Source organism: Nonomuraea corallina (assembly GCF_027620315.1).
In the GTDB taxonomy this organism is placed as follows: domain Bacteria; phylum Actinomycetota; class Actinomycetes; order Streptosporangiales; family Streptosporangiaceae; genus Nonomuraea; species Nonomuraea corallina.
Genome location: NZ_JAPNNL010000094.1, coordinates 1 through 26,948, shown reverse-complemented (window position 1 = coordinate 26,948; position 26,948 = coordinate 1). Strand labels below are relative to the sequence as shown.

Annotated in this window: 26 protein-coding genes and 1 pseudogene; 16 read left to right on the top strand and 11 right to left on the bottom strand. The window is 72.3% G+C overall.

Annotated elements, in window-relative coordinates; genetic code table 11:
- Positions 1 to 274 (bottom strand): HesB/IscA family protein (locus tag OUY22_RS22250; RefSeq protein ID WP_270157020.1); only part of this gene is annotated, 274 nt, incomplete at its 3' end.
- 180 nt (positions 275 to 454) lie between these two features.
- Between OUY22_RS22250 and OUY22_RS22245 the strand changes: the two genes are divergently transcribed.
- From OUY22_RS22245 to OUY22_RS22220, 6 genes are all read left to right on the top strand, one after another.
- The gene (locus OUY22_RS22245) at positions 455 to 1,081 is read left to right on the top strand and encodes a DUF4142 domain-containing protein (RefSeq protein WP_270157019.1); all 627 of its coding nucleotides are present in this window, start codon (positions 455 to 457) and stop codon (positions 1,079 to 1,081) included.
- A 139-nt stretch (positions 1,082 to 1,220) separates the two neighbouring features.
- Positions 1,221 to 2,309: a PRC and DUF2382 domain-containing protein gene (locus OUY22_RS22240; RefSeq protein WP_270157018.1), complete on the top strand. Its 1,089-nt coding sequence runs from the start codon at positions 1,221 to 1,223 to the stop codon at positions 2,307 to 2,309.
- A 472-nt stretch (positions 2,310 to 2,781) separates the two neighbouring features.
- On the top strand, positions 2,782 to 3,069 hold the full coding sequence (locus OUY22_RS22235; RefSeq protein WP_270157017.1) for a hypothetical protein: 288 nt from the start codon (positions 2,782 to 2,784) through the stop codon (positions 3,067 to 3,069).
- A 137-nt stretch (positions 3,070 to 3,206) separates the two neighbouring features.
- Positions 3,207 to 4,547 (top strand): FAD-binding oxidoreductase, encoded by a 1,341-nt coding sequence (locus tag OUY22_RS22230; RefSeq protein ID WP_270157016.1) that lies wholly within the window; start codon positions 3,207 to 3,209, stop codon positions 4,545 to 4,547.
- Positions 4,548 to 4,637: 90 nt separating this feature from the next.
- On the top strand, positions 4,638 to 6,302 hold the full coding sequence (locus tag OUY22_RS22225) for an MFS transporter (RefSeq protein WP_270157015.1): 1,665 nt from the start codon (positions 4,638 to 4,640) through the stop codon (positions 6,300 to 6,302).
- Entirely contained in the window at positions 6,293 to 7,423 is a 1,131-nt protein-coding gene (locus OUY22_RS22220; RefSeq protein ID WP_270157014.1) for an FAD-dependent monooxygenase, read from the top strand. Before OUY22_RS22225 ends, OUY22_RS22220 begins: the two co-directional genes overlap by 10 nt.
- Here OUY22_RS22220 and OUY22_RS22215 read toward each other — a convergent pair.
- The 3 genes from OUY22_RS22215 to OUY22_RS22205 form a co-directional block, all read right to left on the bottom strand.
- On the bottom strand, positions 7,407 to 8,507 hold the full coding sequence (locus tag OUY22_RS22215; protein WP_270157013.1) for a serine hydrolase domain-containing protein: 1,101 nt from the start codon (positions 8,505 to 8,507) through the stop codon (positions 7,407 to 7,409). The two genes, OUY22_RS22220 and OUY22_RS22215, sit on opposite strands and share 17 nt — an antisense overlap.
- 169 nt (positions 8,508 to 8,676) lie before the next feature.
- The gene (locus tag OUY22_RS22210; RefSeq protein ID WP_270157012.1) at positions 8,677 to 9,075 is read right to left on the bottom strand and encodes a hypothetical protein; all 399 of its coding nucleotides are present in this window, start codon (positions 9,073 to 9,075) and stop codon (positions 8,677 to 8,679) included.
- 149 nt (positions 9,076 to 9,224) lie between these two features.
- Positions 9,225 to 10,082 carry a helix-turn-helix domain-containing protein gene (locus tag OUY22_RS22205; RefSeq protein ID WP_270157010.1) on the bottom strand — a complete coding sequence of 286 codons (858 nt, stop codon included), beginning with the start codon at positions 10,080 to 10,082 and terminating at the stop codon, positions 9,225 to 9,227.
- A 131-nt stretch (positions 10,083 to 10,213) separates the two neighbouring features.
- Here OUY22_RS22205 and OUY22_RS22200 point away from each other — a divergent pair, with 131 nt between their 5' ends.
- Positions 10,214 to 11,206 carry an aldo/keto reductase gene (locus tag OUY22_RS22200; protein WP_270157009.1) on the top strand — a complete coding sequence of 331 codons (993 nt, stop codon included), beginning with the start codon at positions 10,214 to 10,216 and terminating at the stop codon, positions 11,204 to 11,206.
- A 16-nt stretch (positions 11,207 to 11,222) separates the two neighbouring features.
- On the opposite strand, the gene OUY22_RS22195 is transcribed toward OUY22_RS22200, so the two are convergent.
- From OUY22_RS22195 to OUY22_RS22185, 3 genes are all read right to left on the bottom strand, one after another.
- The gene (locus OUY22_RS22195; protein WP_270157008.1) at positions 11,223 to 11,822 is read right to left on the bottom strand and encodes a pentapeptide repeat-containing protein; all 600 of its coding nucleotides are present in this window, start codon (positions 11,820 to 11,822) and stop codon (positions 11,223 to 11,225) included.
- Between the two features lie 231 nt (positions 11,823 to 12,053).
- Positions 12,054 to 13,214 (bottom strand): cation:proton antiporter, encoded by a 1,161-nt coding sequence (locus OUY22_RS22190; RefSeq protein WP_270157007.1) that lies wholly within the window; start codon positions 13,212 to 13,214, stop codon positions 12,054 to 12,056.
- 5 nt (positions 13,215 to 13,219) lie between these two features.
- Entirely contained in the window at positions 13,220 to 13,624 is a 405-nt protein-coding gene (locus OUY22_RS22185) for a cation:proton antiporter regulatory subunit (RefSeq protein WP_333486764.1), read from the bottom strand.
- Positions 13,625 to 13,841: 217 nt separating this feature from the next.
- On the opposite strand from OUY22_RS22185, the gene OUY22_RS22180 reads away from it, so the two are divergent.
- The 4 genes from OUY22_RS22180 to OUY22_RS22165 all read left to right on the top strand — a co-directional run bounded on the left by OUY22_RS22180 (position 13,842) and on the right by OUY22_RS22165 (position 16,479).
- Positions 13,842 to 14,504, top strand: a complete 663-nt coding sequence (locus OUY22_RS22180) for a response regulator transcription factor (protein ID WP_270157005.1) — start codon at positions 13,842 to 13,844, stop codon at positions 14,502 to 14,504.
- A gap of 94 nt (positions 14,505 to 14,598) precedes the next feature.
- Complete coding sequence (locus OUY22_RS22175; protein WP_270157004.1) at positions 14,599 to 15,003, top strand: ATP-binding protein; 405 nt, start codon at positions 14,599 to 14,601, stop codon at positions 15,001 to 15,003.
- 31 nt (positions 15,004 to 15,034) lie between these two features.
- Entirely contained in the window at positions 15,035 to 16,096 is a 1,062-nt protein-coding gene (locus OUY22_RS22170) for a PAS domain-containing sensor histidine kinase (protein WP_270157003.1), read from the top strand.
- On the top strand, positions 16,093 to 16,479 hold the full coding sequence (locus OUY22_RS22165; RefSeq protein ID WP_270157002.1) for a response regulator: 387 nt from the start codon (positions 16,093 to 16,095) through the stop codon (positions 16,477 to 16,479). The genes OUY22_RS22170 and OUY22_RS22165 overlap by 4 nt, the downstream gene beginning before the upstream one ends.
- Positions 16,480 to 16,482: 3 nt before the next feature.
- Here OUY22_RS22165 and OUY22_RS22160 read toward each other — a convergent pair whose 3' ends face one another.
- Positions 16,483 to 17,664: an acetate/propionate family kinase gene (locus tag OUY22_RS22160; protein ID WP_270157001.1), complete on the bottom strand. Its 1,182-nt coding sequence runs from the start codon at positions 17,662 to 17,664 to the stop codon at positions 16,483 to 16,485.
- Positions 17,640 to 19,943, bottom strand: a complete 2,304-nt coding sequence (locus tag OUY22_RS22155; RefSeq protein ID WP_270157000.1) for a phosphoketolase family protein — start codon at positions 19,941 to 19,943, stop codon at positions 17,640 to 17,642. The genes OUY22_RS22160 and OUY22_RS22155 overlap by 25 nt, the downstream gene beginning before the upstream one ends.
- Positions 19,944 to 20,040: 97 nt before the next feature.
- Between OUY22_RS22155 and OUY22_RS22150 the strand changes: the two genes are divergently transcribed.
- From OUY22_RS22150 to OUY22_RS22135, 4 genes are all read left to right on the top strand, one after another.
- Entirely contained in the window at positions 20,041 to 21,747 is a 1,707-nt protein-coding gene (locus tag OUY22_RS22150; RefSeq protein ID WP_270156999.1) for an IlvD/Edd family dehydratase, read from the top strand.
- 118 nt (positions 21,748 to 21,865) lie between these two features.
- Positions 21,866 to 23,497 carry a glucose-6-phosphate isomerase gene (pgi, locus tag OUY22_RS22145; protein WP_270156998.1) on the top strand — a complete coding sequence of 544 codons (1,632 nt, stop codon included), beginning with the start codon at positions 21,866 to 21,868 and terminating at the stop codon, positions 23,495 to 23,497.
- 14 nt (positions 23,498 to 23,511) lie between these two features.
- Positions 23,512 to 23,943 (top strand): spore germination protein GerW family protein, encoded by a 432-nt coding sequence (locus OUY22_RS22140; RefSeq protein ID WP_270156997.1) that lies wholly within the window; start codon positions 23,512 to 23,514, stop codon positions 23,941 to 23,943.
- A gap of 18 nt (positions 23,944 to 23,961) precedes the next feature.
- Positions 23,962 to 24,588, top strand: coding sequence for a LysE family translocator (locus OUY22_RS22135; RefSeq protein WP_270156995.1), 627 nt, complete (start codon positions 23,962 to 23,964; stop codon positions 24,586 to 24,588).
- Positions 24,589 to 24,621: 33 nt separating this feature from the next.
- On the opposite strand, the gene OUY22_RS22130 is transcribed toward OUY22_RS22135, so the two are convergent.
- The gene (locus tag OUY22_RS22130) at positions 24,622 to 25,344 is read right to left on the bottom strand and encodes a VIT1/CCC1 transporter family protein (RefSeq protein ID WP_270156993.1); all 723 of its coding nucleotides are present in this window, start codon (positions 25,342 to 25,344) and stop codon (positions 24,622 to 24,624) included.
- Positions 25,345 to 25,509: 165 nt separating this feature from the next.
- The gene (locus tag OUY22_RS22125) at positions 25,510 to 26,118 is read right to left on the bottom strand and encodes a hypothetical protein (protein ID WP_270156992.1); all 609 of its coding nucleotides are present in this window, start codon (positions 26,116 to 26,118) and stop codon (positions 25,510 to 25,512) included.
- A gap of 503 nt (positions 26,119 to 26,621) precedes the next feature.
- Here OUY22_RS22125 and OUY22_RS22120 point away from each other — a divergent pair.
- A pseudogene (locus tag OUY22_RS22120) lies at positions 26,622 to 26,948 on the top strand (hypothetical protein); the annotation flags it as partial.

Here is a 26,948-nt window from a genome sequence, read left to right as displayed (position 1 = left end):
CGGTCACCAGGAAGGACACCGCCCCCTGGTCGTCGGAGCCGGCGTCGAGTGACTTGTCGTCCAGCACCGTCGCGGCCACCGGGTCGAGGTAGACGCGGGCGCCCTCCGACTCCACGACCGCGTCCGCCGGCTCGGGGGCCGTGGCCATAGAGAGGGTCAGCGAGCCGGCGTCTTCACCGCCGGCCGCGATCCGGATGCCGCTCTGCGCGGGTTCCGGCGCGCCCTCGGTGAGACTACGGATCGCCTGGGCTGCGTTGGCTGTCAGGGTGAGCACTATGGCTCCTCCTCGGTTCGACGTACAGGAGTGGCCTGCCATGCCCGTATCCATCCGGTCCTAACCGTTGTGGCCGGATCTTTTACCGGTGAACCGGCGTGGCGTGGCGAGGGCGGGCCGCCCGGCGCGCTTATATGACTGTCCGTCAGTGTCACATCACGTAGCGTCAGGGGATTTGTCATGTCCGTTCCGCGCCGCTCGCACCTCGCTCTGCTCCTCGCCGCCGCGATCGTCGTCACCGGCTGTAACGGCGGGGGCGGCAGCACGTCCGCGGGTCTCGCCTCGCCGGCACCGTCCACCGCCGCGTCGCCGGGGACGGGTACGGCCGCTCCCGTCCAGCCGTCCGAGCAGGACCGGATGTGGCTGCGCGAGATCCACCAGGGCAACATGGCGGAGACCCAGGCCGGTCAGCTGGCCGAGAGCAAGGGCGACGCGGAGGAGGTCAAGGCCATCGGCGCGATGCTGGTCAAGGACCACACCCAGTTCGACGTGGAGGTCGTCAGGACCGCCGAGCAGCTCGGGGTCAAGCTGCCCACCAGCACCTCGGGCGAGCAGAAGGAGATCATGACCGCGCTGCGTGACGCCTCGCGCGCCGAGTTCGACGAGGAGTTCGTCACCGCCATGCGGGTGGCGCACGTCCAGGCCATCGCCGCCACCAAGAAGGAGATTCAGAACGGCACGTCGCCGCAGGTGAAGCAGTTGGCGCAGAAGGCGCTTCCCGCGCTTGAGCAGCACCTCGCCGAGATCGAGAAGATCCCCGGCGCGGGCACCCCGGCGCCCGACAGCGGCGCTCCCGAGAGCTCCTGAGGCGCCGATCCCGCATTACGCAAAACCTTGCTCGATCGCGTGTGTTTGTCCGTATTTGGGGTATTTGCCCGTCTTGAGCCACCTGTCGGTCCGGTGAGGCGGCCGGCGGCACGAGCAATTCGGGGGAATCGTCGTGGCTATGCAGACAGAGATCCGGAGTCTGTTCGAGTGTGACGTCATCGGCTCCGATGGCCAGCACGTCGGCAAGGTCGGCCAGGTCTACCTCAGTGACCGTACGGGAAAGCCGGAATGGGTGACGGTGCGTACCGGAATGTTCGGTATGAAGCAGAGTTTCGTGCCGCTGATCGGTGCGCGCCGGACCGGTGACGAGCTACGCGTCGCGTTCGACAAGGAGACCATCAAGGGCGCGCCCAACATCGACGCGGACGATCGTCTGACCCTTGAGGAGGAGGCGGGGCTCTACCGCTACTACGGCATGCAGCCGTCCGACATCCCCGCGCAGCGCAGCCCGGAGAGCGGGACAGGCACCTCGACCGCCGACACCACGACCGAAAGCACCACGACCGGGAGCGCGACGACCGGGAGCACCACGACCGGAAGCGCCGCCACCGGCGCGGCGGCCGGGAGCGAGCAGCTGAACCGCGAGCAGGACAGCGTGTCGCAGGACAGCGTGTCAAAGGACCGTGGGTCGCAGAGCCACGAACCGCGGGGATTCGCGCCCGGGAGCCCGGGAACGCGGGGCAGCGAGCCGCAGAGCCGTGAGTCGCTCAACCGCGAACCGCTGAGCTCGCAGGCGCGGGGCGGCGAGTCGCTGAGCCGTGAGACGCGAGACCTGCGCGGGGAGGGCGTCAGCGACATCGACATGACGCGTTCCGAGGAGCGGATGCACGTCGGCAAGGAGCGGAGAGAGGCGGGTCACGTCCGGCTGCGCAAGTACGTGGAGACCGAGGACGTCCAGGAGAGGGTCCCGCTGGAGCACGACGAGGTCGTGATCGAGCGCGAGCCGATCACCGGCGGCACGCCCCAGGAGGGCCGCGAGCTGGCCGAGGACGAGGAGTCCATCACCCTGTACGAGGAGCGCCCGGTCATCTCCAAGGAGGCCACGCCCGTCGAGCGCGTGCGCATGCACAAGGAGCACGTGCGCAGCGAGGAGACGGTGACGGGGACCGTCCGCAAGGAGCGGTTCGAGGTCGACCGGGACGGCACCACCATCGAGGAGCAGGCCGGGGACCGGCCCGAGGGATCTCAGGGACCTGGCCGTAGCTGACGGCGCGAGCACCGGGACCCTCCCGGATCAGGCGAGAGCGCACGGCCGCCGCGCTCTCGTCCCGGCATGGTGAGAGCACCTCGGCGGAGAAAGATCCGGTCGTTAATCCCCGAAACGGTCAGGGCTGATCGAGTTTGCGCGGTGTGACGACCCGTAACTCCGCAGCCTCTCTCTTACCCTCCCGCAAGGTAGCCGCGCCTGACCTTCGGGTTACATGCCGCCAAGCCGTCCCGCGCTCCCTCCGAAGGCGGCATCCCCTTTCTGAGCACCAGTGGAACGGTTGTGCGCGGTGGTGGACGGGCGTGCCGGGAGGGTCCTGGGGTCCGGTGTGAGGCCGGCGAGAGGATTCCAACGCGTTCGTTAAGTGGTAGTTGACAGTTGGGCGGCAAAGGGCAGGATAAGGGCGGAACAATTAGTTCAGGGTTTACAGAAGCACTTCTGCGATCTCGTGAAGTGGGAGGAGGCCGGCCACATGAGCACCACCCCCGGCGCCACCGCACCGACGCCACGGCCGACCGCGACCCAGAACCCGTTCGGTAGGAGCCCCGCCATGCACGTCCACCCCGATTACCGCCATCCCTATGACGGCGACCGGCAGCCGCCCAGGCCGCGTCTGGCCGTCTACGACCACCTGGACGACACCGCCGCAACGGAGCCGACCGAGGCCGACACGCAGGTCACCGAACGGCTGTGGCAGATCCGGGAGATATCCAACAGGGCCATCGGGTCGATCGACGACCTGCTCAAGCGCACCGCCTGATCGCGAACCACGAGGGGGGAGACCCGGCGAAGCGGCCGGTGACCCGCGGGGAAAGTCTCGGCTCACCAAGGAGTGTCATGCAAGGTCACACGCGACTGGCGTCAGCAGTACGCGATGTCGGAGCACACCGCGCGCGAATGATCGCGGGTGTCGCGCGGCCCCAGAACGTCGACGAGGTCCGCGCCGTCGTACGGCGGGCCGCCGTCGAAGGGCGCCGGTTATACCCCTTGAGCACCGGGCGCAACTGGGGCATGGGCTCCGGCGTTCCGTCCAAGGACGAGAACGTGGTCGTCGACCTCAGCGCCATGAACCGCATCCGCAGCCTCGACCTGGAGAACGGCTTCGCCGTCATCGAGCCCGGCGTGACCCAGCGCCAGCTCGCCGAGGAACTGCGCGACACCGACTGGCTGCTCAACGTCACCTCCTCGTGCGCCGACAGCTCCGTGGTGGGCAACGCGCTGGAGCGCGGCGACGGCTCGATCCGCTCCCGCGTGCACGACCTCGCCGGGGTGGAGGCCGTCCTCGCCGACGGCAGCCTCGTCAGCACCGGCGGGCTGGACCACTGGGGCCGCTACCGCGGCCACATCGCCGGACCCGACCTGACCGGCGCGTTCGTCCAGCACAACCTCGGCATCGTCACCGCCGGCGTCATCGCGCTGGTGCCCCGCCCGCAGGCGATCGGGCTGGTGCACGCCCGCGTCCCGCGCGACCAGGCAGGCCGGGCCGTGGCCGCCGTGCGATCGTTCCTGCGCCGCGGCAACCCGGCGGAAGGACTGCTGCGGGTGCGCGAACTGGCGCTGACGCCCAGCCGCGGCGGCTGGATGCTCCCCGACGGGATGGACCCGGAGCTGCTCACCATCGTCGGCCCGCTGCTCGGCAGCGGCGAGACCGTCCGCCTGGCCGAGGAACTGCTCCGCAAGCACCTGCTGGAGGTCGAAGGCGCCGAAGGGCTGCGCGTCCTGGACGCCGCCGCCGTGAGCCCCGACGACCCCCTCTACCCGCGGGCCCTCATGGCTCAGGGCATCCCGACCTGCATGAGCGTGCACAACGCGCTCGGCGTCAGCTCCTGCGACGACGTCGACTCCGGGCCGATCGGGTTCCTGGCGCTGCTGCCCAAGCTGCCGATGGACGAGGCCTCCACGGAGAACATCCTGACCGTGCTGCGCGCCGCCGCCGAGTGCAACGCCACCGCGGCCGCGATGGAGTGGAACATGGTCAGCAGGAACCTCGCCAACGGCGTCATCCAGATCTTCTTCGACCGCAACGTGCCGGACGCGCCGGCCCGCGCCCACCGGTTCCGCCAGGACGCCAACGGCCTGCTGCGCGGCTACGGGTGCCCGATCTACCGCTCCGACATCGACAACTCCGCCGCCGACGTCTACGCGCAGTCCTCCACCGCGACCCTGGCCATGCTCTACCGGCTCAAGGGCGCGCTGGACCCGTACGGGCTGCTGTCGCCGGGACGCTACAGCGCCTGACGGCACGGGCGGCGGGACAGGAAGCACCACCGCCGCCCGGTGCGCCGGGCGGCGGGAACCGACATCCGGGCTCTCATGGAGGTGGCCACGTTGCGTCAGTCGCCAGTCGTCGAGGTGGGGGCATACCCGGTGGCGCGGAAGCCCGCACGCGGACGCGGCACGCTGCTGCGGCTGGTGGGCGCCGGCGTCATGTTCACCGTCATGGCCGACACCACGGCCACCACCCTGGCCGTCGGCCTCATGCAGCACGGCGACGCCGGCAACACCCTGCCGCTGAGCGACCTGCTCTGGCTGACCAGCGCCGCGTTCGTGCCGATCGCCGCCCTGCTCGCCACGGCCGGACGCTGGGCGGACCTGTTCGGCCGCCGCCGCGTCCTGGTCATCGGGCTCGTCATCTTCGTCCTCGGCGGGCTCGCCACGCTCACCGTGCCCGACTGGCCGATGGTCCTCGCGGCCAGGGCGGCGCAGGGAGTCGGCGCGGCCGCGATGATCCCGGCCAGCCTCGCCGTGCTCCTCGGCGAGCTGCCCGAAAACCAGCGGCGCGGCGCCATCGCGCTGTGGAGCTCCGCCTCCGGCCTCGGCTGCCTGCTCATGCAGGCGGGCGGCGGCTGGCTGGCCACCGGGTTCGGCTGGCGGGCGCTGTTCGCGCCGGTCGTCGTCACCGGCATGCTCCTGCTCCTCGCCACCACCTGGCTGCCCCCCGGCCTGCCCGCCCGGCGCGACGGCGCGCCGAGGACCCGGCCCGACATGCTCGGGGCGGTCCTGCTGACCCTCTCGATCGGGGCCATGGTGCTGGCCATCTCCAAGGCGACCACGTGGGGCATGACCTGCGCCTACCTGGCCGGCGGCGCCGTCGTCACGCTCGCCCTGGCGCTCCTGCGGGCCCGCCGGCACCGGGTGCCCGCCGTCGACCTGACGCTGTGGCGCCGGCCCGGCTTCGGCTGGGGCTGGCTGGCGACCTGGGGGTTCGGCGTCCTGTCGTACGGGCTGCTCGCGCTCCAGCCGCTCTACCTCCTGCACCTCGGCTTCCCCATGCTGGAGGTCGCGCTCTGGCTCACGCCCACCTCCGTGGCCGTGGCGGTCACCGCGTGGCTGGGTGGCAAGTTCGTACGCAAGCTGGGCCCGTACGGGCTCATCTACGTCGGCGCCACCGTGTGCGGCGGCTCCTGCGTCGTGGCGCTGGCGCAGAGCGGTCCCACGCTGTGGGGGCTCGCGGCGAGTGTCGGCGTGGGCGTCGGGGTGGGGGCGCTGGCGCCGGGCACCTCCATGGCCACCACCCTGGCCGCCCAGCCGCACCAGTACGCCTCCGCGGTCGGCGCGGCCGTGATGTCCCGCATGGTCGGCGGCGCGTTGGGCGTGGCCACCGTGTCGGTCGTCATCGGCCACCCCTTCATGGCGGGGCCCATGGGCGGGCTGTCCAGCGCGCTGGCGGTGTGCGTGGCCGTCTCCGTGCTGGTCGGCACGATCGCGCTGATGAAGATGCTGCGGATGCCGCACGCGACCGGCGAGGTCATGGTGCTGGTGCCGCGCCGGATGCTGCTGGAGCTGCGCACGCAGCTCGCCACGGTGGCGGCCGAGGCCGACGCGCTGCTGCCGGCCCAGCCCGCCGCCAGCCACCCCGCGGTCCCCCCGCAGGCCGTTCCACCCCAGGTGGTACGGGGCCAGGCCCACGCCATGAGGCCAGGCTCGCAACCCCGCGTGCACGGGGGCACGCGTCTCGCAAGAACATCAGAAGGGCTCTCAACATGGCAATGACGACAACCTGCGACGTGGCGATCGTCGGCGCGGGGCTCGGCGGCTGCTTCCTGGCCCTGCTCCTGGGCCGCAACGGCCACAACGTCGTCGTCGTGGAACAGGGACCGGCCATCCCGGCCGCCGGCGCCGACTTCGTCAAGCGCCCCGGCATGGGGGTCCTGGCCCGGCACGGGCTGGGGAGCCTGGTGGAACGGCACGCGCTCAAACGCGACATCGTCCGCTACTACCACGACGGCGAGGCGATCCAGGAGTGCCGTTACCCTGACGGTTTCCTCATCCGCCCCTACCGCGAGCTGGTCGAGGTCATCTACTCGTGCTGCTCGATGCAGGGCGTGGAGTTCTGGTTCGACTCGCAGATCGAGCGCCTGGAGCACGACGGCGACCGGGTGGCGCGGCTGGTGCTGGCCGACGGCCGGGAGCTGCGGCCCGGCGTCGTCATCGCCGCCGACGGCTCCCGTTCGATGGTGCGCCAGGCGCTCGGCATCACCCAGGAGACCTCCGCCTACCCCCACATCATGCGGGTGGCGACCGTGCCGCTGACCGCCAGCGTCGCCAGGCTCAACCGCCTCTACTTCAACTCCGACGGCTGGTTCAGCTACCTGTACCCGATCAACGAGGAGCAGGCCCGCGTGTTCATCGGCCTGCCGCTCGAGGACGAGCGCGAGGTGTTCGCCGACGGCCTGGCCGTGGACGCGGTCAAGGACCTCATCACCGACAACGACGACGCCTACGACGTGCTCGGCCCCGCCCACTGGCAGCGCATCCCGGTGTCGGCCATGCGCGCGCCGGCGTACCACCGGGGCAACGCCGCCCTGCTCGGGTCGGCCGCGTTCGCCTGCCATCCGATGACCGGCATGGGCATGAGCTACACCATGCACGACGCCGAGATCCTCGCCGGGGTCATCGGCGCGGCGGAGGGCGACCCGGTGCTGCTGGAGAAAGGGCTGGAGACCGCGTACGAGCCGCGCAGGCACGCGCACGCCGAGCTGATCGGGTACGGCGACGCGCTGGCCGGCACCTTCCACGACAAGGCGGCCTACCTCGGCGTGTTCCGCGAGGACCTGCACGTGTTCGGCGACACCGAGCCGACCGGCGGCGGGTTCGTCACCGTGCTGCGCTGAGCACCGCCGCGCCGATCCGGTCCACGGTGGTGAAGTCACCGGCGGTGATGCGGTTCTTCATGATCCCGACGGCCAGCCCGGTCTCGGTGTCGGCGAAGGCCGCGGTGCCGCCGCTGCCCGGCATGCCGAACACGGTGGGCGCCGACAGCGCGGGGCTGAGCCCGATCGCGTAGCCCAGCCCCCAGCCGGCCGGCGCGCCCGTGACCTCGTCCGTGCCGCTCACCGCGGGAGTCGACAGCTCACGCAGCCGCGCCGGCGACACCAGCTCGCCCGACAGCAGCGCGTCGTACACGCGCGCGACCGCGCGGGCCGTCATCGTGCCGCCGGCCGGGATCTCCGCGGTGAGCACCTCGCGCCGGTTGCTGAACGCGGCGTCCGGCATCGCCGCCGCCGGCGCCGCGGTGTAACCGCCCACCACCCGGAAGAACGGAATCATGTCCCGCATCGCGTCCGGGAGCGGCTGCGGCGGGGCCACCTCCTCGATCCGGGCCAGCCTGCCCAGCTCCGCCTCCGGCACGGCGCAGAACAGCTCACCCGAGACGCCGAGCGGCCCGGCCACCTCCTCCTCCAGCACCTGCGAGAACCGCCTGCCGGTGACCCGGCGCACCACTTCGCCCAGGAGATAGCCGAAGGTCTGCGGGTGATAGCCGCACCGGGTGCCCGGCTCCCACCACGGCTCGGCGTCGGCGATCGCCGCGCACATCCTGTCCCAGTCGGCCAGGTCCTCCGGCGTCGTCGCCACGGGCACGCCCGGCACCCCGGTCTGGTGGGAGAGCGCGTGACGGATCGTCGCCCGGTCCTTGCCGTGCGCGCCGAACTCCGGCCACAGCTCGGCGATCGGCGTGTCGTAGTCCAGCGCGCCCCGCTCGGCCAGCGTGTGCACCACGGCCGCGGTGACGCCCTTGCCGGTCGAGGTCGCGTACACGGGGGTGTCGGAGGTGAACGGCCGCCCCGTCTCCGCGTCCGCCACCCCGGCCACCACGTCCGCCAGCAACTCGCCCCGCCGGAAGACGGCGACCTGCAGCCCGCGCTCCGCGCCCGCCCCCACCAGCTCGTCGGCGATCTCCTGCACGATCTTCCGCATCAGGTCTCCCTTTTCGTGAGTCGGCCCCTATAAGACCGCTCCGGCCCCGAAAAGTCACCGGCCTCTTTTCATCGAGCCCACCACGCGCACGCCGGGCGCAGCCGTACCGCATCGAGCCCGCGCTCGGGTCCCCACGGCGGGTGGGTCAGCGGGTGGGCCAGCGGGTGGGTCAGCGGGTGGTGGGGTCGGGCTCGGTGATGGTGGTGGGGCGGGGGCGGGCCGCCGCCGTGACCACGAGTTCGGCCTGCCCAGGGAGTTCCGTCACGTCGAAGCCCGCCGCGCAGAGAATCGTCCGTAAGGCGAGCCGCACGGCCGTCCAGATCGTGTCGTGACGGGCAGGGTCGCGGGCGGGATCACGGGCGGGATCACGGGCGGGATCACGGGCGGGATCACGGGCGGGATCACGGGCGGGGCCACGGGAGGGGACGCTCCAGCGCACCACCACCCCGCGCTCGGGGTCGGGCCACACGCTGAGCCCGCCGTCGGCCGGTCTGCGCGTCGGCTCCACCGCGAACCCGGCATCCCTGAGCTCCCGGCACACCAGGTTCTCCAGCTCCGCCACGTCCATGGCACATGGCTGCCCGGCACCGACCGCCGCGAACCTAACCTCAGGTGCGACCGCCCTACCCGTCCGTACGATGATGATCGTGCTGACCCGGGAAGCGGTGGAGACCGCCCGCCGGGGGGCGCGCGACGAGGGCGCCCACCTGCCCGGCTTCAGGCGGTGATGGCGTGGAGGGCGCCGGGGTGGCGGCCGGTCAGGTGGTCCAGGGCCGTGGCGGTCGACTCGTCGGCGGGAAGGTGGACGACCAGCCGCTGGTCGGCGTCCGACAGGTCGAGGGACTCCGTCACCAGCCGGAGCTCGCCCGCGCCCGGATGAACCAGCCGCTCCCGCCGCGGCGACGCGACCGGCGCCGACGGGATGGACAGCAGCCTGGTGAACGCCGCCCCGGCGGTGATCGTCAGCTCCTCCACAAGGTCGTCGGCGTGCGCGTCGCCCATGGCGGTCGCCAGCCGCAGCGCGGTGGCCTGCCCGGCGGCCACGGTGTCCCAGTCGGGGAAGGCGGCCCGCGCCCGAGGGTCGGTGAACACGTAGCGGGCCAGGTTGGGCCGGTCACCGTCGAGGACGCCCAGCGCCTCCACCGTCCGGGCGTACCCGGCGGTGTGGGCCAGCACGTCCGACAGCCGGTTGAGCAGGACGGCCGGGGCCGGCTCCAGCCGGTCGAGCAGCGCGCGGAGCGTGGGCCGCACCGCCCGCGCGGGGGAGGGCACGACGGAGGGGCAGAGCAGCGCGTCGCCGCTGACCAGCTTGGCGAGCCGGCGCAGGTGCAGCCGTTGCTCGAAGCCCAGTCCGAACGCGTCGGCGAGCGCGCCCAGCACCTGGGCGGACGGGTTGCGGTCGCGTCCCTGCTCCAGCCGGGTGAGGTACTCGACGCTGATGCCCGCCAGCGTGGCCACCTCGGCCCGGCGCAGCCCCGGTGTCCGGCGCCGTGACGTCTCCGGCAGGCCGACGTCGCCCGGCCTGACCGCTTCCCGGAGACCGCGCAGATAGGCGGCCAGCTCGTTCGCGCTCACGCGAGGCAGTCTAGGCGCGACGGCCCGGTCTTGGCGTGGCCCCGCCAGGGCCAGTCTCCGCCCGGTCTCCCTGCCGGGCCGCCGCTGCGCGAGCGTGGACCGTCCAGAAGAACCGGTGAGGGGAGACGGTCATGCGTTACAGGTTGCTCGGGCGTACGGGGTTGCGGGTGTCGGAGTTGTTCCTCGGCGCCATGACGTGGCGGGCGGTGACGCCCGAGGTGCGCCGGATGATGGACCTGTACGAGGAGGCGGGGGGCAACGTCGTCGACACGGCGTCCGCCTACGGCGAGTCGGAGAGCGTGGTCGGGGAGCTGCTGGAGGGGCGGCGGGACCGGTTCGTGGTGGCCACCAAGTACACGCTGACCCGCGACGACCGGGACCTCAACGCGGCGGGGAACCATCGCAAGAACCTGGTGCTGTCCCTGGAGCGGAGCCTGCGGCGGTTGCGCACCGACTACGTGGACCTGCTGTGGGCGCACATCTGGGACCGGCACACGCCGATCGAGGAGACGATGCGGGCCCTCGACGACCTGGTGCGGGCGGGCAAGGTGCTCTACGTCGGCATGTCCGACGCGCCGGCGTGGGTGGTGAGCAGGGCCAACACGCTGGCGGAGTGGCGCGGGTGGACGCCGTTCGCCGGGCTGCAGGTGCCGTACAGCCTGCTCTGGCGGGACGTCGAGCGCGAGCTGCTGCCGATGGCGGAGGAGTCGGGGCTGACCGTGGCCGCCTGGAGGACGCTCGAACGCGGTGTGCTGTCGGGCAGGTACACCGCCGGACCGGCGTCCGACGCGCCCGCCCGGGTCGCGCCCGGCACGGTGACGGAACGCGAGCACGCGGCGGCCAGGGCCGTCCTGGACGTGGCGGCGGAGCTGGGCGTCACGCCGGCGCAGGTGGCGATCGCCTGGACCCGCGCCCGCTCGCGCGTGGTGCACCCCATCGTCGGCGCCAGCTCTCCCGGCCAGCTCGCCGACGATCTCGCCGCCGTGGACGTCACGCTGCCGGAGGACGCCGTGAGCCGCCTGACGGACGCCGCCCCCTTCACTCGCGGCTTCCCCGCCGACTTCATCGACGAGTGCGCCCCGGTCTTCGGCGCCGCCTACGACCGTCTCGACGGCCGCCCCTGACCCCGGCGACGGTTCGTCACGGCAGGACCCGCAACCCCATGGCGGTGACGATCACCGCGGCCTGGTCGGGGTCGACGACGGCCTTGTCGAGCGTGACCGTCTGGGGGTCGAGGGTGCTCAGGTCGCTGCCGCGCAGGTCGCAGGAGCTGAGGTCGGCCCCGCGGAGCGCCGCGCCGGTGAGGTCGCAGCCGCGCAGCGCGGCGCCTTCGAGCTTGGCCCCCGACAGGTCGGCCTCGCGCAGGCGGACCCCGTCGAAGGTGCTGCCCCGCAGGTCGGCCCGGGCCAGCGAGGTGAAGGACCAGTCGCCGCCGTCGACCTTGAGCAGCCCGAAGGTGCACCCCGAGAACGAGCTGCCCGTCAGCTTGCAGCCGGTGAACGAGGCGTCGAAGAAGGAGCAGCCGCGGAACGCGCACGTGAGGAAGGCGGCGCTCTCGTGCGCCGACACGTTGAACCGGACGTCGCTGAACGTGCACTCCTCGAAGACGGCGCCCTCGTCGGCCAGCTCCATCAGGTCGAGGTCGACGAACCGGACCCGCTGGAAGGTCTCGCCGCGCAGGTCGCGGTCGTCCCAGTCGCCGGGGCCGATCGTGACGTCGGCCGTCACCCGTGAGGTCATGGCGCGCCGGCCTCCGTCCGCCCGATGACGACCGCGAGCTCCTCGCGCCCGGTCCGCTCTTCCACCGTCCCGCCTCCTTCACATGGCTGCGGGCAAGCCTCGCACGCCCCACCGACAGTTTCGGCGGTGGAAGCGGTCCCGCCCGGCGATCGTCCCGGCCGATCTCCAGGCGGGGGACGGGCACGCGAGGTGGTCGTCCCGGCCGGTCTCCAGACCGGGGTCCCGCAGGGGTCACGCGCGTTTGGCGATGGCCTCGAAGAGGGGCTGGACCAGCTTGGCCGCCAGGGGGCCGAAGGCGGCGAGGATGAGCACGTACGCGGCCGCGAGAGGACCCAGGTCCGGATGGGCGCCGGCGGCCACCGCCAGGCCGGCGATGACGATGTTGAACTCGCCGCGCGGCACCAGCGCGATGCCGGCCCGGGCCTGACCGGCCTTGGAGATGCCGGCCCGCCTGGCCGCGTAGATGCCCGTCGCCAGCTTCGTCAGCATGCTGACCAGCGCCAGGGTGGCGGCGATGCCCGCCACCGGGAGGATCTTCGTCGGGTCGGTCTGAAGGCCGAAGAAGACGAAGAACACCGCCGCGAACAGGTCGCGCAGCGGCGCCAGCAGCGCCTGCGCGTCGTGCGCGAGCTGCCCCGACAGGGCGATCCCGACCAGGAACGCGCCGACCGCCGCCGACACCTGCAGCTGCTGCGCGATCCCGGCCACCAGCAGCGCCAGGCCGACGACCTTCAGCAGCAGCACCTCGTTGTTGGGGCTGGCGACGAACGCCTCGATCCACTTGCCGAACCGCAGCGCGACGAGCAGCACCACCGTCACCGTGGCCAGCGCGATGCCGACCGTGACGGCGCCGCTGACCAGGCTGAGGCCGGCCAGGGTCGCGGTCAGGATGGGCAGGTAGAGCGCCATCGTGAGGTCTTCGAACACGAGCAGCGACAGCACGGTCGGCGTCTCGCGGTTGCCGATCCAGCCGAGGTCGCTCAGCACCTTGGCGGTGATGCCCGACGAGGTGGCGTACGTGACGCCGGCCATCGCCAGGGCGGCCACCGGCCCCCAGCCGAGCATCAGCGCCAGGATCGCGCCGGGCGCGGCGTTGAGCACCAGGTCGACGATGCCGGCCCGGGCGTTGCCCTTGAGGCTGGAGACCAGCTCGTCGGCGTTGTACTCCAGGCCCAGCGTCAGCAGCAGCAGGACGACGCCGATCTCCGCGCCGATGGAGATGAACTCCTCGCTGGTGGCAAGGGGAAGCACGCCGCCGGTGCCGAAGGCGAGACCGGCGATCAGGTAGAGGGGGATGGGGGAGATGCCCGCGCGCAGCGCCAGCGCGCCCAGCACGCCCAGACCGAGGAGAACGGCCCCGAACTCGAGGAAGATTATCGCGGTGTGATGCACCCGGCCTAGCCCTCTGCCAGGAGGTCGCCGACTTCGGAGGTGCTGTCGGCACTGCCCACCACGACCACGATGTCACCGGCGGCGAGCACGAAGTCGGGGCCGGGGCTGGCGTACACCTGCCCGCTGCGCACGATCGCGACGATCGACGCGTTCGTGCGGGTCCGCACCCGCGCGTCGCCCATCGGCCTGTTCACGTACGGTGAGCCGGCCGGGAGCGGAAGCTGGAGGCTGACGAGCCCCTCGACCTCCTGGTGCGCCTGGTTCAGCCGGGCCACGATGCGCGGCGCGCCGAGCAGCTCGACGAGGGCGTCGGCCTCCTCGTCGTTGAGCTTGACGACCTCGCAGGCGCGATCGGGGTCGTCCTTGCTGTAGATGACGAGATCTCGCCGCCCCGTGCGATGGGAGATCACTCCCACTCTGCGCCCGCTCTGTGTCGTGAACTCATGGCGCAGACCTATTCCCGGTAGCGCCGTCTGCTCGACCTCCACAGCTGTATCCCACCCATCCACATGAATGAACAACGCGGGCAACCCTACCAATTTCCGACCATACGGTTCGTACCGCGCGCCTCGGGATACCTGGTGAACGGTAGGGTGCGAGGCGGGATCCGATCTAGGGAGAGCAGCGGTGTCACCCTCGCAGGAGCCGTTCGCGCCGGTCCGCGTACGGCTGATCCTCGTGGAGGACCACGACATGGTGGCGGAGGCGATCGCGCTGGCGCTCGGCGGCGCTCCGGGCCTGGAGGTGGTGGCCCGGTGCGGGTCGGTGGCCGACGCCGTGGCCGCCGTCCGCGCCCACCGGCCCGGCGTGGTCGTGCTCGACCGGCGGCTGCCCGACGGCGACGGCATCGCGGCCATCGGCCGCATCACGCGGGAGGCCCCCGGCGTGCGCGTGCTCGTGCTGACCGGCGAGGCGTCGCCGCGGATCGCCGTGCGCGTGGTGGAGGCCGGCGGCGCGGGCCTGATGGAGAAGTCGTCCGGCCTGCGGGAGCTGGAGGGGGCGGTGCGCGAGGTGGCGGCGGGCGGCGTGGCCTTCGCCCCCGATCTGCTGCCCGCGGTGCTCGACCAGCTCGCCGGCCGGGGGCGGACCGGCGCGGACGGGCTGACCGGCCGGGAGCGGGAGACCCTCCACCTGCTCGCCGAGGGGGTGAGCACCGACCAGGTGAGCGAGCGGCTCGGCGTCGCCCGCAACACCGCCCGCAACCACATCCAGCGGGTGCTGGAGAAGCTCGGGGCCCGGTCGAAGCTGGAGGCCGTGGCCATCGCCCGGCGTCGGGGGCTGCTCGACTGATGCGTCTGCACCAGTCAGGTATCCCGCAACCGCACCAAGAGGTCCGGCACGGTTGCGTCTCGCGGTCAAGCTTCGGCCGGCCGAAAGTAGAACCATGGCCACAGGAGTGGGCTCGGGCACGGTGGAGCGCCACCTCGCCGAGGAGATGGGCAGCATCTCCGTGGCGCGGGAGGCCGCCCGTGACGCCCTGGTCGCGTGGGGTTACCGGGGCCGTGCGGAGGACGTCCTGCTGGTCGTGTCCGAGCTGGTCACCAACGCGCTCGTGCACGGCGCGGGAGGGCCGACGCTGCGCATGACCGGCGGTCCCCGCCACGTCCGCATCGAGGTCGGCGACCGCAGCGAGCAGGCCCCCGAGCCCCGGGACCCCGGCCCGGCCGACGGCTGGGGCCTGCACGTCATCGAGGCGCTGTGCGCGTCCTGGGGTATCGACCGCCACGAGGACGGGAAGGTCGTGTGGTGTGAGCTGGGGGCGCCGCTCTCCCTCGTCGCCGCCCCCTGAGCGGATGGCGTTCCCGGCAGGGGCCGTCACCGTGCGAAGCTGCACTATGCGCGAGCACGAGAACGTCGACCTCGAACTCCTCCTGCAGAGCCTCGTAGATTACGCGATCTTCATGTTGGACTCCGGCGGCCACGTCCTGAGCTGGAACTCCGGCGCCCAGCGCATCAAGGGCTACACCGCCGGTCAGATCATCGGGCGGCACTTCTCGGTCTTCTACCCGGCGGACGACGTCGTCTCCGGCAAGCCCGGCCGCGGGCTGGAGATCGCCGTCGCCGAAGGCAGGTTCGAGGACGAGGGCTGGCGGGTGCGCGAGGACGGCACCCGGTTCTGGGCGAACGTCGTGATCACCGCGCTGCGCGACGGCGACGGGCGGCTGCGCGGGTTCGGCAAGGTGACCCGCGACCTGAGCGAGCGGCGCAACGTCGAGCGGGCGCTGGACGAGCGCGGCCGGCTCCTGGCCCACCTGGTGCGGGCCCAGGAGGCCGAACGGCGGCGCATCGCCTGGGACGTGCACGACGACACCATCCAGTCGATGGTGGCGGTGGGCATGCGCCTGCAACTGCTCGCCTCCACGCTGCCCGCCGAGCACGCCGACGCCGTCACGAGGCTCAACGACACCGTCAACGCCGCCGTCGGCCGGCTGCGCAACCTCGCCTTCTACCTGCATCCGCCCGGCCTCGACAGCGGGGGCCTGGTTGAGACCCTGTCCGGATACCTCGAACAGGTCGCCTCCGGCGCCGGACTGGCCTACGACCTCGTGCCCGACCTGGACGAGGAGCCGCCGCCCGAGGCCGCGATCACGGTGTTCCGCATCTGTCAGGAGGCTCTCACGAACGTCCGCAAGCATGCCCGCGCCTCCTCCGTACGGGTCCGGCTCGCCTCGGCCGACCACGGCGTGCACGTCAAGGTCGCCGACGACGGCGTCGGCTTCGCCGATCCGGGCGACGCCTCCGCCCGGCGCGAGCACTTCGGCCTGATCGAGATGCGCGAGCGGGCCGAGATCTCCGGCGGCTGGTGGCAGCTCCACAGCCGGCCGGGGGAGGGCTCCACGGTGGAGTTCTGGGTGCCGGCCGTCCGACCGGGGCTGCGATGAGCGGCGTCCCGGACCGGCTGACGGTCCTCATCGGCGACGACCAGCCGCTGATCCGCGAGGCGCTCAAGGAGGTGCTGGCGGCCGAGCCCGACCTGGAGGTGGTCGCGGTCGCGGCCGACGCCCGCGAGGCGGTGCGGCTGGCGGTCGGCCACGAGCCCGCGGTCGCCATCCTCGACGTGCGGATGCCGGGCGGCGGGGCGTGGGCGGCGGGGGAGATCCGCCGGCTGTCGCCCGCCACCCGGGTGATGGCCTTCTCCGCCTACGGCGACTCCCACTCGGTCGACGAGATGCGCCGCGTCGGCGTGTGCGAGTACCTCCTCAAGGGGCTGCCCAACAGCGACATCGTGGCCGCCGTACGCCGGACGGCCGCCCGCCCCCGCTGACCGTCAGATCACCTCCAGCGCCTCGCGGGCGATCTCCCACTCCTCGTCGGTGGGGATGACGAGCACCGCGACCTCCGCCCCCGGCGGCGAGATCACCCGCTCCCCGCCGTCCGGAGCCTCGTTGCGTCCCGGGTCCACCGTGACGCCGAGCCGCTCCAGCCCGGCCAGCGACCCGGCCCGGGTGGCGGCGTCGTGCTCGCCGACGCCGCCGGTGAACACGATCGCGTCCACCCTGCCCAGCACCGCGTAGTAGGCGCCCACGTACTTGAGGATGCGCCGGCAGTAGACCTCCAGCGCCAGCCGCGCCTCGGCGTCGCCGTCCCGGGCGCGCTGCCGCACCTCGCGCATGTCGCCGGTGCCGGCGAGCGCGAGCAGGCCGCCGTGGCGGCCCAGCGCCTCCTCCACGTCCTGCGTGTCGAAGCCGGCCATCCTGCCCAGGTACGCGCAGAGCGCCGGGTCGACGTCACCCGAGCGGGTGCCCATCACCAGGCCCTCCAGCGGGGTCAGCCCCATGGAGGTGTCGACGCTGCGCCCGGCCTCGATCGCGGTGGCGCTGGCGCCGTTGCCCAGGTGCAGCACGATCAGGTTCAGCCCGGCGAGGTCCCGGTCCAGGAAGGCGGCGGCCCGGCGCGACACGTACGCGCACGAGGTGCCGTGGAAGCCGAACCGGCGCACCCCCAGCTCCTCGCGCCACTCGCGCGGCACCGCGTACGTGTACGCCTCGGGCGGCAGCGACCGGTGGAAGGCCGTGTCGAACACCGCCACCTGCGGCACCCCGGGGAAGGCCGCCTGCGCCACCCGGATGCCGGCCACGTTCACCCGGTTGTGCAGCGGGGCCAGCGGCGCCAGCGCCTCGATGGCGGCGATCACCTCCTCGTCCACCAGCACCGCCGTGCCGAACCGCGCGCCGCCGTGCACCACCCGGTGGCCGACCGCCACCGGGTCGAGCTCAGGCCCCGCCACCCGGAACGCCTCCAGCACCGCCTCCAGGCCCTGCGCGTGGTCCGCGTAGACGCCCTTGCGCTCGTACGGGGGAGCGTCGCCGGCGTGGTGGGTCAGCAGGCCCTCGCCCTCGTGGATCCGCTCGATCACGCCGCGCGCCGGCCGGGTGCCCGACTCGGCGTCGATCAGCTCGTACTTGATCGAGGAGGAGCCGGTGTTCAGGACGAGGATGCGTGCGGCCATGTCCACGACCTGATCTCGGGGGCGTCCTCGCCGTACATCCGGGTGTAGGCGCGCGCCTGCAGACGGGCGTCGGACATGCGCTGGCGCAGGTGGGCCGCCTTCGAGCCGAGGCCGGGCACCCGGTCGATCACGTCCATCACCAGGTGGTAGCGGTCGATGTCGTTGAGCATGCACATGTCGAACGGCGTGGTCGTGGTGCCCTCCTCCTTGTAGCCGCGCACGTGCAGGTTGGCGTGCCCGGTACGCCGGTAGGTGAGCTGGTGGATCAGCATCGGGTAGCCGTGGAAGTTGAAGATGATCGGCCGGTCGGTGGTGAACAGCGTGTCGAACTCGGAGTCCGGCAGGCCGTGCGGATGCTCCGACGACGGCTGCAGCCGCATCAGGTCGACCACGTTGACCACCCGGACCTTCAGCTCGGGAAGCTCCTCGCGCAGGATGGAGACGGCCGCCAGCGTCTCCAGCGTCGGCACGTCGCCCGCGCAGGCCAGCACCACGTCAGGCTCGGTGTGGGCGTCCGTGGACGCCCACGGCAGGATGCCCAGGCCGCGCGTGCAGTGCGCGATGGCCTCCTGCATGGTGAACAGGTCCAGCACCGGCTGCTTGCCCGCCACGATCACGTTCACGTAGTCGCGCGAGCGCAGGCAGTGGTCCGTGACCGACAGCAGCGTGTTCGCGTCCGGCGGCAGGTACACCCGCACCACCGACGCCTTCTTGTTGACCACCACGTCCAGGAACCCCGGGTCCTGGTGGCTGAAACCGTTGTGGTCCTGCCGCCACACGTGCGACGACAGCAGGTACGTCAGCGACGCCACCGGCCGCCGCCACGGGATCTTGTGGCACGCCTCCAGCCACTTGGCGTGCTGGTTGAACATCGCGTCCACGATGTGGATGAACGCCTCGTAGCAGTTGAACAGGCCGTGCCGCCCGGTCAGCAGGTAGCCCTCCAGCCAGCCCTGGCACATGTGTTCGCTGAGCACCTCCATGACCCGCCCGGCGGGCGCCAGGTGCTCGTCGGTGGGCAGCCGCTCGGCCGCCCAGGTGCGGTCGGTGACCTCGAAGACGGCGCTGAGCCGGTTGGAGGCGGTCTCGTCCGGCCCCATCAGCCGGAACGTGCGCGGGTTGCGCTCGATCACGTCGCGCAGCAGGCTGCCCATCACCCGGGTCGGCTCCGTCGACTGCGTGGCCGGCAGCTTCACCTCCACGGCGTAGTCGCGGAAGTCGGGCAGCCGGAGCGGCCTCAGCAGCTCGCCGCCGTTGGCGTGCGGGTTGGCGCTCATCCTCCGCTCGCCGCGCGGCACCGTCTCGCGGATGGCGAGCATCGGCCGGCCGGTCGCGTCGAACAGCTCCTCCGGCCGGTAGGAGCGCATCCACGCGTCCAGCATCGCCAGCTGCTCGGGGTTGTCGCGCACCGCGGTCAGCGGGACCTGGTGGGAGCGCCAGGTGCCCTCCACGGGCAGCCCGTTCACCTCCTTCGGGCCCGTCCAGCCCTTGGGCGTGCGCAAAATGATCATGGGCAGGCGCCGCTCGGAGCCCTCCTTGTACGCGGCGATCTGCTCGAACGCCACGTCCAGGGTGCTCGCCATCTCCTCGTGGCTCGGGCCGACGAGGTGCGGGCGGTAGCCGTACCCCTCGATGAGCTTGAACAGCTCGTCGTCGGGGATGCGGGCCAGCACCGTCGGGTTGGCGATCTTGTAGCCGTTCAGCGACAGGATGGGCAGCACCACGCCGTCGCGCTCACGGTCGAGGAACTTGTTGGAGTGCCAGCTCGCCGCCAGCGGGCCCGTCTCGGCCTCGCCGTCGCCGACGACGCAGGCCACCACCAGGTCCGGGTTGTCGAACGCGGCCCCGTACGCGTGCGACAGCGCATACCCCAGCTCGCCGCCCTCGTGGATGGAGCCCGGCGTCTCCGGCGCGACATGGCTGGGGATGCCGCCGGGGAAGGAGAACTGCCGGAACAGGGCGCGCATCCCGGGCTCGTCCTGCGTGATGTCAGGATAACGCTCGGTGTAGGAGCCCTCCAGCCAGGAATGCGCGACGGCCGCGGGGCCGCCGTGCCCGGGGCCGACGATGTAGATCATGTCCTGGTCGCGTTCGCGGATGACGCGGTTCAGGTGCGCGAAGCAGAAGTTCAGGCCCGGCGTGGTGCCCCAGTGGCCGAGCAGCCTCGGCTTGATGTGCTCCGGTCGCAACGGTTCACGCAGCAACGGGTTGTCCAGCAGGTAGATCTGGCCCACGGACAGGTAGTTGGCCGCGCGCCAGTAGGCATCGATGCTCTCCATGTCCTCCAGCCTGCCCGCGTTGTGGCTTGTGTGAACAGGACAGGCGGAACGTGAGATCTCTACCGTTGGCCGTGATTCGCTGGTTAGGGTGCCGGTTATGGCTTTGCGCAGCTCCCACTGGTACGCGGGCGACGACAGGAACTCCTACCTTCACCGGGCCTGGATGCGCCGCGGGCTGCCGCGGGACGCCTTCACGGGCGAGCGGCCGCACATCGCGATCGCCAACACCGCCTCCGACCTGACCCCCTGCAACTCCCACCTCGACGAGGTCGCCGACAGCGTCAAACAGGGCGTCTGGGCCGCCGGCGGGGTGCCGCTCAACCTGCCCGCGCTCTCCATCGGCGAGACGAACGTCCGGCCCACCGCCATGCTCTGGCGCAACCTCGCCGCCATGGCCACCGAGGAGATGCTGCGGGCCAACCCGATCGACGGCGTGGTGCTGCTCGGCGGCTGCGACAAGACCATCCCGTCGCTGCTGATGGCCGCCGCCTCCGTCGACCTGCCCGCCGTCGTGGTGCCCGGCGGCCCCATGCTCACCGGCCGCTTCCGCGGCGTCGCGCTCGGCTGCGGCACCGACGTGTGGCGGCTCAGCGAGGAGGTCCGCGCGGGCACGCTCTCCCGCGAGGCGTTCCTGGAGTCCGAGTCCTCCATGATCCGCAGCCGCGGCCACTGCAACACGATGGGCACCGCCTCCACCATGGCCTGCATGGCCGAGGCGCTCGGCATGACCATCCCCGGCACCTCCGGCACCCCCGCCCCCGACAGCAGGCTGCTGGAACGCTCGCACGACACCGGCCGCCTGGCCGTCGAGCTCGTCCGCGAGGGGCGCCGCCCCAGCCGGGTCATGACCCGCGCCTCCTTCCTCAACGCGATCGTCACCCTGGCCGCCATCGGCGGCTCCACCAACGCCGTCGTCCACCTGCTCGCCATCGCCGGCCGGCTCGGCGTCGAGCTGACCCTCGACGACTTCGACCGCACCGGCTCCGGCGTGCCGCTCCTCGTCGACCTGCAGCCCGCCGGCCGGCACCTCATGGAGGACCTGTTCCGGGCGGGCGGCCTGCGCGCGGTGCTGAACGAGGTCGCCGACCTGCTCGACCCGTCCGCCGTCACCGTCACCGGCAGGCCGCTCACCGACCACCTGGCCGGGGCCGAGATCTGGGACGACACCGTCATCAGGCGGCGCGCCGACCCGCTGCTGCCCGACGCCGGCATCGCCGTGCTGCGCGGCAACCTCGCCCCCGACGGCGCCGTCGTCAAGCCCGCCGCCGCCTCGCCCGAGCTGCTGCGCCACCGCGGCAGGGCCGTCGTGTTCGACAGCGTCGAGGACGTCCACGCCCGGCTCGACTCGCCCGACCTGGACGTCGACGAGACCTCGGTGCTCGTGCTGCGCGGCTGCGGGCCCCGCGGCTACCCCGGCATGCCCGAGGTGGGCAACCTGCCGCTGCCCGCCAAGCTCCTGGCCAAGGGGGTGCGCGACATGGTCCGCATCAGCGACGCCCGGATGAGCGGCACCGCCTACGGCACGGTCGTGCTGCACGTCGCGCCCGAGGCCGCGGCGGGCGGGCCGCTCGCCCGCGTGCGCACCGGCGACCCGATCGTGCTCGACGTCGCCGCCCGGCGGCTCGACGTGGACCTGCCCGAGGCCGAGCTGGCCGCCAGGGAGCCGGTCATGACCGGCCACGCGCGGCCCGTACGCGGCTGGGAACGCCTGTACGTGGACCACGTGCTGCAGGCCGACCGGGGCGCCGACCTGGACTTCCTCACCGGCTCCAGCGGCGACGCGGTGGGCCGCGAGTCCCACTGAGCCCGCGCCGGGGTCAGAAGCTCCGCTCCGCCACGCGCGGAATCGGTCACCGCGGGTAGGCGGGTACGGGACGATAGGACCAGACGTTGATCGTTTGACGGCGGCGAGGAGGGGCTGAGTGAACGGCGACATCACCAGGAGCCAGGAGTGGGCGGCGCTGGAGAAGCACCACGGCGAGGTGGCGGGCAGGCACCTGCGCGAGCTGTTCGCCGACGACCCGGGCCGGGCCGGGCGCATGACGCTGACCGCCGGCGACCTCTACCTCGACTACGCCAAGCAGCGCGTCACCGGTGAGACCGTCGAGCTGCTGGTCCGGCTGGCCGAGCGGGCCGGGCTGCGCGAGCGGATCGAGGCCATGTTCACCGGCGCCCACATCAACGTGAGCGAGGACCGCGCCGTGCTCCACACCGCGCTGCGCGCCCCCGCCGACGCCGCTCTGGAGGTCGACGGCCAGGACGTCACCGGTGACGTGCACGCCGTGCTCGACAAGATGTCCGCGTTCGCCGACCGGGTGCGCGCCCAGGAATGGCGGGGCGCCACCGGCCGGCCCATCGCCACCGTGGTCAACATCGGCATCGGCGGCTCCGACCTCGGCCCCGCCATGGCCTACGAGGCGCTGCGCGACTACGCCGACGCCGGCGTCCAGGCCAGGTTCGTCTCCAACATCGACCCGGCCGACATCACCGGCAACCTCCGCGACCTCGACCCCGCGACCACGCTCTTCGTGGTCAGCTCCAAGACCTTCACCACGCTGGAGACCCTCACCAACGCCAAGGTGGCCCGGCAGTGGCTGGTCTCCGCCCTCGGCGACGACGCCGTCGCCCGGCACTTCGTGGCCGTCTCCACCAACGCCGCCAAGGTCGCCGAGTTCGGCATCGACACCGACAACATGTTCGGCTTCTGGGACTGGGTCGGCGGCCGCTACTCCTTCGACGGGGCCATCGGCCTGTCCCTGATGATCGCGGTGGGCCCGGCCGCCTTCCGCGAGATGCTGGCCGGCTTCCACGCCATCGACCAGCACTTCCGCACCGCGCCGTTCGAGGCCAACATGCCGGTGCTGATGGGCCTGCTCGGGGTGTGGTACGCGGACTTCTTCGGCGCCCAGACCCGCGCCGTGCTGCCCTACAGCCAGCGCCTGCACCGCTTCCCCGCCTACCTGCAGCAGCTCACCATGGAGTCCAACGGCAAGTCGGTGCGCGCCGACGGCGCCCCCGTCACCTGCGACACCGGCGCCATCTTCTGGGGCGAGCCGGGCACCAACGGCCAGCACGCCTTCTACCAGCTCCTCCACCAGGGCACCCATCTGGTGCCGGCCGACTTCATCGGCTTCGCCGAGCCTCACGACGACCGTGAGGGCATGCACGACCTGCTCACCGCCAACCTGTTCGCGCAGACCTCGGCCCTGGCGTTCGGCAAGACGGCGGAGGAGATCGCCGCCGAGGGCGCCGCCGCCGGCGTGGTGCCGCACAAGGTCATGCCGGGCAACCGCCCCACCTCGACGATCCTGGCCCCCAAGCTCACGCCGTCCACCCTCGGCCAGCTCGTCGCGCTGTACGAGCACGTCGTGTTCGTCGAGGGCACCATCTGGGGCATCGACTCCTTCGACCAGTGGGGCGTCGAGCTGGGCAAGAAGATGGCGCTCGACCTGGCGCCCGCGCTCACCTCCGACCAGCCGCAGGACGCCTTCCCCGACCCTTCGACCGAGCGCCTCGTCCGCGTCTACCGCGAGCTGCGCGGGAGGGCCACGTGAGTCACCATGGGGTCATGGACATCGTGGAGATAGCGGAGAAATCCAAAGACTCCGCACAGGTCAAGCGCGTGTTCGGCGACCCCGTCCAGCACGGCGACGTGGTCGTCATCCCCGTCGCCAGGATCGCCTACGGAGGCGGCGGCGGAGGAGGACAGGGGGAGAAGGAGCCGGTCGCGAAGGAGCCGGTCGCGAAGGAGCCGGTCGCGAAGGAGCCGGGCGCGAAGGAGCAGGGCGACAAGCGGCGGGGCGAGTCGGGCAGCGGCGGCGGCCTCGGCTACGGCGTGAGCGCGACCCCCGCCGGAGTGTTCGTGATCAAGGATGGCGATGTCCGCTGGCAGCCTGCCGTCGACGTCAACCGCATCGTGGCCGGCGGTCAGATCGTCGCCGTGGTGCTGCTGCTGACGCTGCGTGCCATCATGAAGCGCCGCAGGCGCCGCCGCCACTGACCCCCAGGAGCGCAGATCGTGTCCTCGCTGACCGTGTCCCTCGCCTTCGGCGGCGTCGTGCTGCTCGGCGCGATGTCGCCCGGCCCCGACTTCGCCGTCGTCGTACGCCGTTCCGCCGTGTCGGGCCGTGGCGCCGGCATGGCGGCCGCCCTGGGCATCGCCGTCGGCGTGTTCGCCTGGGTCGTGGCCGCGGCGACCGGCGTGGCAGCCCTCCTGGCCGCCTCCGCCACGGCGTTCACCGTGGTGAAGGTGGCGGGGGCCGCCTACCTCGGCTACCTCGGCGTCCGCGCGATCCTGGCCGCCGTGCGCGGAGGCGGCGCACCGCAACCGCCCCCGCCGGGCTCGCCTCGGCAGGGCGCCCTGGCGGCCTTCGGGGAGGGTCTGCTCACCAACGTGCTCAACCCCAAGGCCGCCCTGTTCTTCGTGGCTCTGGTCCCGCAGTTCCTCGCCCATGGCGCGGACGCGCTCTCCCTGTCGTTGATCGCCCTCGGCGGGACCGTCGTCTGGTTCCTGGTGGTCGCCAACGTGGTGAGCGCCCTGCGCGCGTTCTTCGCCCGGCCCGCGGTCCGGCGCGCCCTCGACGTCCTCACGGGCACCGCCCTCATCGCCCTGGGCGTCAACCTCGCCACGGCCACCCGCCCCTGACGGCAGGACGCCCGGGCGTCAGTGGGGTCAGGGTCAGGACACCGCGACGCCGAGCACGTTGCCGATGCCGAAGGTCACCGCGGCGGCGCCGACGCCCAGCGCGAGCTGGCGCAGGCCGCCGAGCCACCAGGGCCGCGCCGTCAGCCGTGCCACGATCGCCCCGAACCCGAACAGGCCGAGCACGCTCAGCACCACCGCCAGCGTCAGCCCCGCCGCGCCGAACAGGAACGGCACCAGCGGCACCAGCGCCCCCGCCGCGAACGCGCAGAACGACGACAGGGCCGCCAGCATCGGCGACGGCAGGTCGTCCGGGTCCACCCCGAGCTCCTCGCGCACGTGCACCCGCAGAGCCTGCTCGGGGTCGGCGGACAGCCCGGCCGCGACCCGTTCGGCCAACTCGGGCTCCAGCCCTCGGGCGCGGTAGAGCGCGGCCAGTTCGGCGCGTTCACCCTCGGGGTTGCGGGCCAGTTCGCGCCGCTCCACGGCGATCTCGGCGCGCATCAGCTCCGTCTGCGACTTGACCGACGTGTACTCGCCGGCCGCCATCGAGCACGCACCCGCGACCAGCCCGGCGAATCCGGCCACCACGGCGCCGCGCCCGGCGCCCGTGGCCCCCACCACCCCGGCGATCAACGCGAAGTTGGAGACGAGTCCGTCCATCGCCCCGAACACCGCGGGCCGCAGCCAGCCGCCGTTGACGTCGCGGTGACTGTGGTGGATCTCGGGCGAGTACGGCCGCTCCAGCTCGATGGTCATAAACCCCTCCCTCAGGCTGCTTTCATCCAGACATTAGGCATATGTCGGAAAGATCCGCAACGAAGGGGAGGCTTGCCTGACCTGCACTTCTACGCGCTATACGAACAGGTGGACGAGTCTTTTAGGATCTCCTAACCCCGGACCCGGGAGTGACGAAGAACACGGTCAGGAGGCGGGCGCGGCAGTGGGCGCGGCGGCGGGCGACGGCGTCACCGAGGCGGCGTCGGCGCCGCGGATCAGGCGGGTGCAGTCGTCGATCGTCGCCTCCAGCAGGCCGCGCAGCATCGTGTCCGGGTCCTTGACGCAGGCCTGCACGATCCCGACGACGGCCAGCTGCACCGCGTTGGGGGCGGCGTACCTGCGGAAGCCCTTCTCGGTGATCTTGGCGGTCCGGCTGAACTTGCGGGCCTGCGCGGCCGCCTGCGGGACCTGGTCCATCGCCTCCTGGCTGCGCGGGCTGAGCCGCCCGGACGGGACGCCGTCCAGCCTGGCGAGCATCTCCTCGGCCGCGAGCACGGAGACGGCGAGGGCGAGCTGGCGCTCGGCGGCGGCCACGGGCAGCGCGGTGGTCGCGCAGCGGAGCGCGATGTGGGCGTCGACCCGGAGGTCCGTGCTGGTCAGGCCGATGATGGACGGGACCAGGTGGACGAGGCGGCTGCGGCTCTCGTCGTCGGTGTTGTCGTTGACGAGACGGGCGAGCGCCGCCAGCAGCGGGTGGGTGCAGGCCGGGTGGTCGCTCCACCGCTCTCCGGCCAGATAGGACGCGAACTCCATGAAGCAAGCACCACGTTTCGGGTTGCGATGCCTGCCGCGGGACAGAACCGGCATGTGATCAAGGTGATGGTCCACGGGTGCTCCACGTTGTGGGTATCGCCGTCTTTCCAGTCTGCGCCGACAACTGCCCTGACGCCAGGGAATAAGCCCGCCGTTCTCCGTGGGCGGCTCCAGCCCGTCCTCCAGCGGGTCGCCCGCCTGGAGGAAGCGCCTCGGCCTGGGCTCCGGCGACTGACGATAGGGATCGCCCGAGCCCTGCGCACTCGAGCGTTCCGCCAGGCCATGGTGGCCGTCGTCGTGGTGGGCGTGGTCATCGCCGCCACCTGGTGACCAGGACCGTCGCACTCTCACCGCGCGGGGGTGGCGGCCGTGAAGGACCCCGGCCCCGTTCCGGCGCCGAGAGAGCCTAACCGAGGGGAGGCGTGCTACGTTGCCTGCTGATCTCCGGCTCGAGTGCCGGCGGCGTCGCCGTCGCGGACTCGTTCTCCGCAGAGGGGGCAACGGTGAGGTGGGCCTATTTCCTGCTGGTCGCGTCGGCGCTGTGGTGGGCGGCGCCGCCCGCGCACGCCGCTGAGGAGGAGTCCCCGGTGGCCCTCATCGGCGTGCCGGGCCTGCTCTGGGAGGACGTCGACCCGCGGACGACCCCTCACCTGTGGCGGCTGGCCGGGGAGAGCGACCTGGGGTCGGTGTCGGTGAAGACCGTGGGCACGCTCGCCTGCCCGTTCGACGGCTGGCTGTCGGTGTCGGCCGGCGTCCGCTCCGCCGTCGGCTACCGGTGCGGGCTGCCGCCCGAGCCGCAGCGAGCCGGTGAGGGCGCCCAGGTGCCGGGC

Excerpts from the sequence above, each read along its gene's own strand:
- OUY22_RS22245 (WP_270157019.1), top strand. The coding sequence starts at position 455 with ATGTCCGTTCCGCGCCGCTCGCACCTCGCTCTGCTCCTCGCCGCCGCG.
- OUY22_RS22240 (WP_270157018.1), top strand. The coding sequence starts at position 1,221 with ATGCAGACAGAGATCCGGAGTCTGTTCGAGTGTGACGTCATCGGCTCC.
- OUY22_RS22235 (WP_270157017.1), top strand. The coding sequence starts at position 2,782 with ATGAGCACCACCCCCGGCGCCACCGCACCGACGCCACGGCCGACCGCG.
- OUY22_RS22230 (WP_270157016.1), top strand. The coding sequence starts at position 3,207 with ATGATCGCGGGTGTCGCGCGGCCCCAGAACGTCGACGAGGTCCGCGCC.
- OUY22_RS22220 (WP_270157014.1), top strand. The coding sequence starts at position 6,293 with ATGGCAATGACGACAACCTGCGACGTGGCGATCGTCGGCGCGGGGCTC.
- OUY22_RS22215 (WP_270157013.1), bottom strand. The coding sequence starts at position 8,507 with ATGCGGAAGATCGTGCAGGAGATCGCCGACGAGCTGGTGGGGGCGGGC.
- OUY22_RS22210 (WP_270157012.1), bottom strand. The coding sequence starts at position 9,075 with ATGGACGTGGCGGAGCTGGAGAACCTGGTGTGCCGGGAGCTCAGGGAT.
- OUY22_RS22200 (WP_270157009.1), top strand. The coding sequence starts at position 10,214 with ATGCGTTACAGGTTGCTCGGGCGTACGGGGTTGCGGGTGTCGGAGTTG.
- OUY22_RS22195 (WP_270157008.1), bottom strand. The coding sequence starts at position 11,822 with ATGACCTCACGGGTGACGGCCGACGTCACGATCGGCCCCGGCGACTGG.
- OUY22_RS22175 (WP_270157004.1), top strand. The coding sequence starts at position 14,599 with ATGGCCACAGGAGTGGGCTCGGGCACGGTGGAGCGCCACCTCGCCGAG.
- OUY22_RS22165 (WP_270157002.1), top strand. The coding sequence starts at position 16,093 with ATGAGCGGCGTCCCGGACCGGCTGACGGTCCTCATCGGCGACGACCAG.
- OUY22_RS22160 (WP_270157001.1), bottom strand. The coding sequence starts at position 17,664 with ATGGCCGCACGCATCCTCGTCCTGAACACCGGCTCCTCCTCGATCAAG.
- OUY22_RS22155 (WP_270157000.1), bottom strand. The coding sequence starts at position 19,943 with ATGGAGAGCATCGATGCCTACTGGCGCGCGGCCAACTACCTGTCCGTG.
- OUY22_RS22150 (WP_270156999.1), top strand. The coding sequence starts at position 20,041 with ATGGCTTTGCGCAGCTCCCACTGGTACGCGGGCGACGACAGGAACTCC.
- OUY22_RS22140 (WP_270156997.1), top strand. The coding sequence starts at position 23,512 with ATGGACATCGTGGAGATAGCGGAGAAATCCAAAGACTCCGCACAGGTC.
- OUY22_RS22130 (WP_270156993.1), bottom strand. The coding sequence starts at position 25,344 with ATGACCATCGAGCTGGAGCGGCCGTACTCGCCCGAGATCCACCACAGT.
- OUY22_RS22125 (WP_270156992.1), bottom strand. The coding sequence starts at position 26,118 with ATGGAGTTCGCGTCCTATCTGGCCGGAGAGCGGTGGAGCGACCACCCG.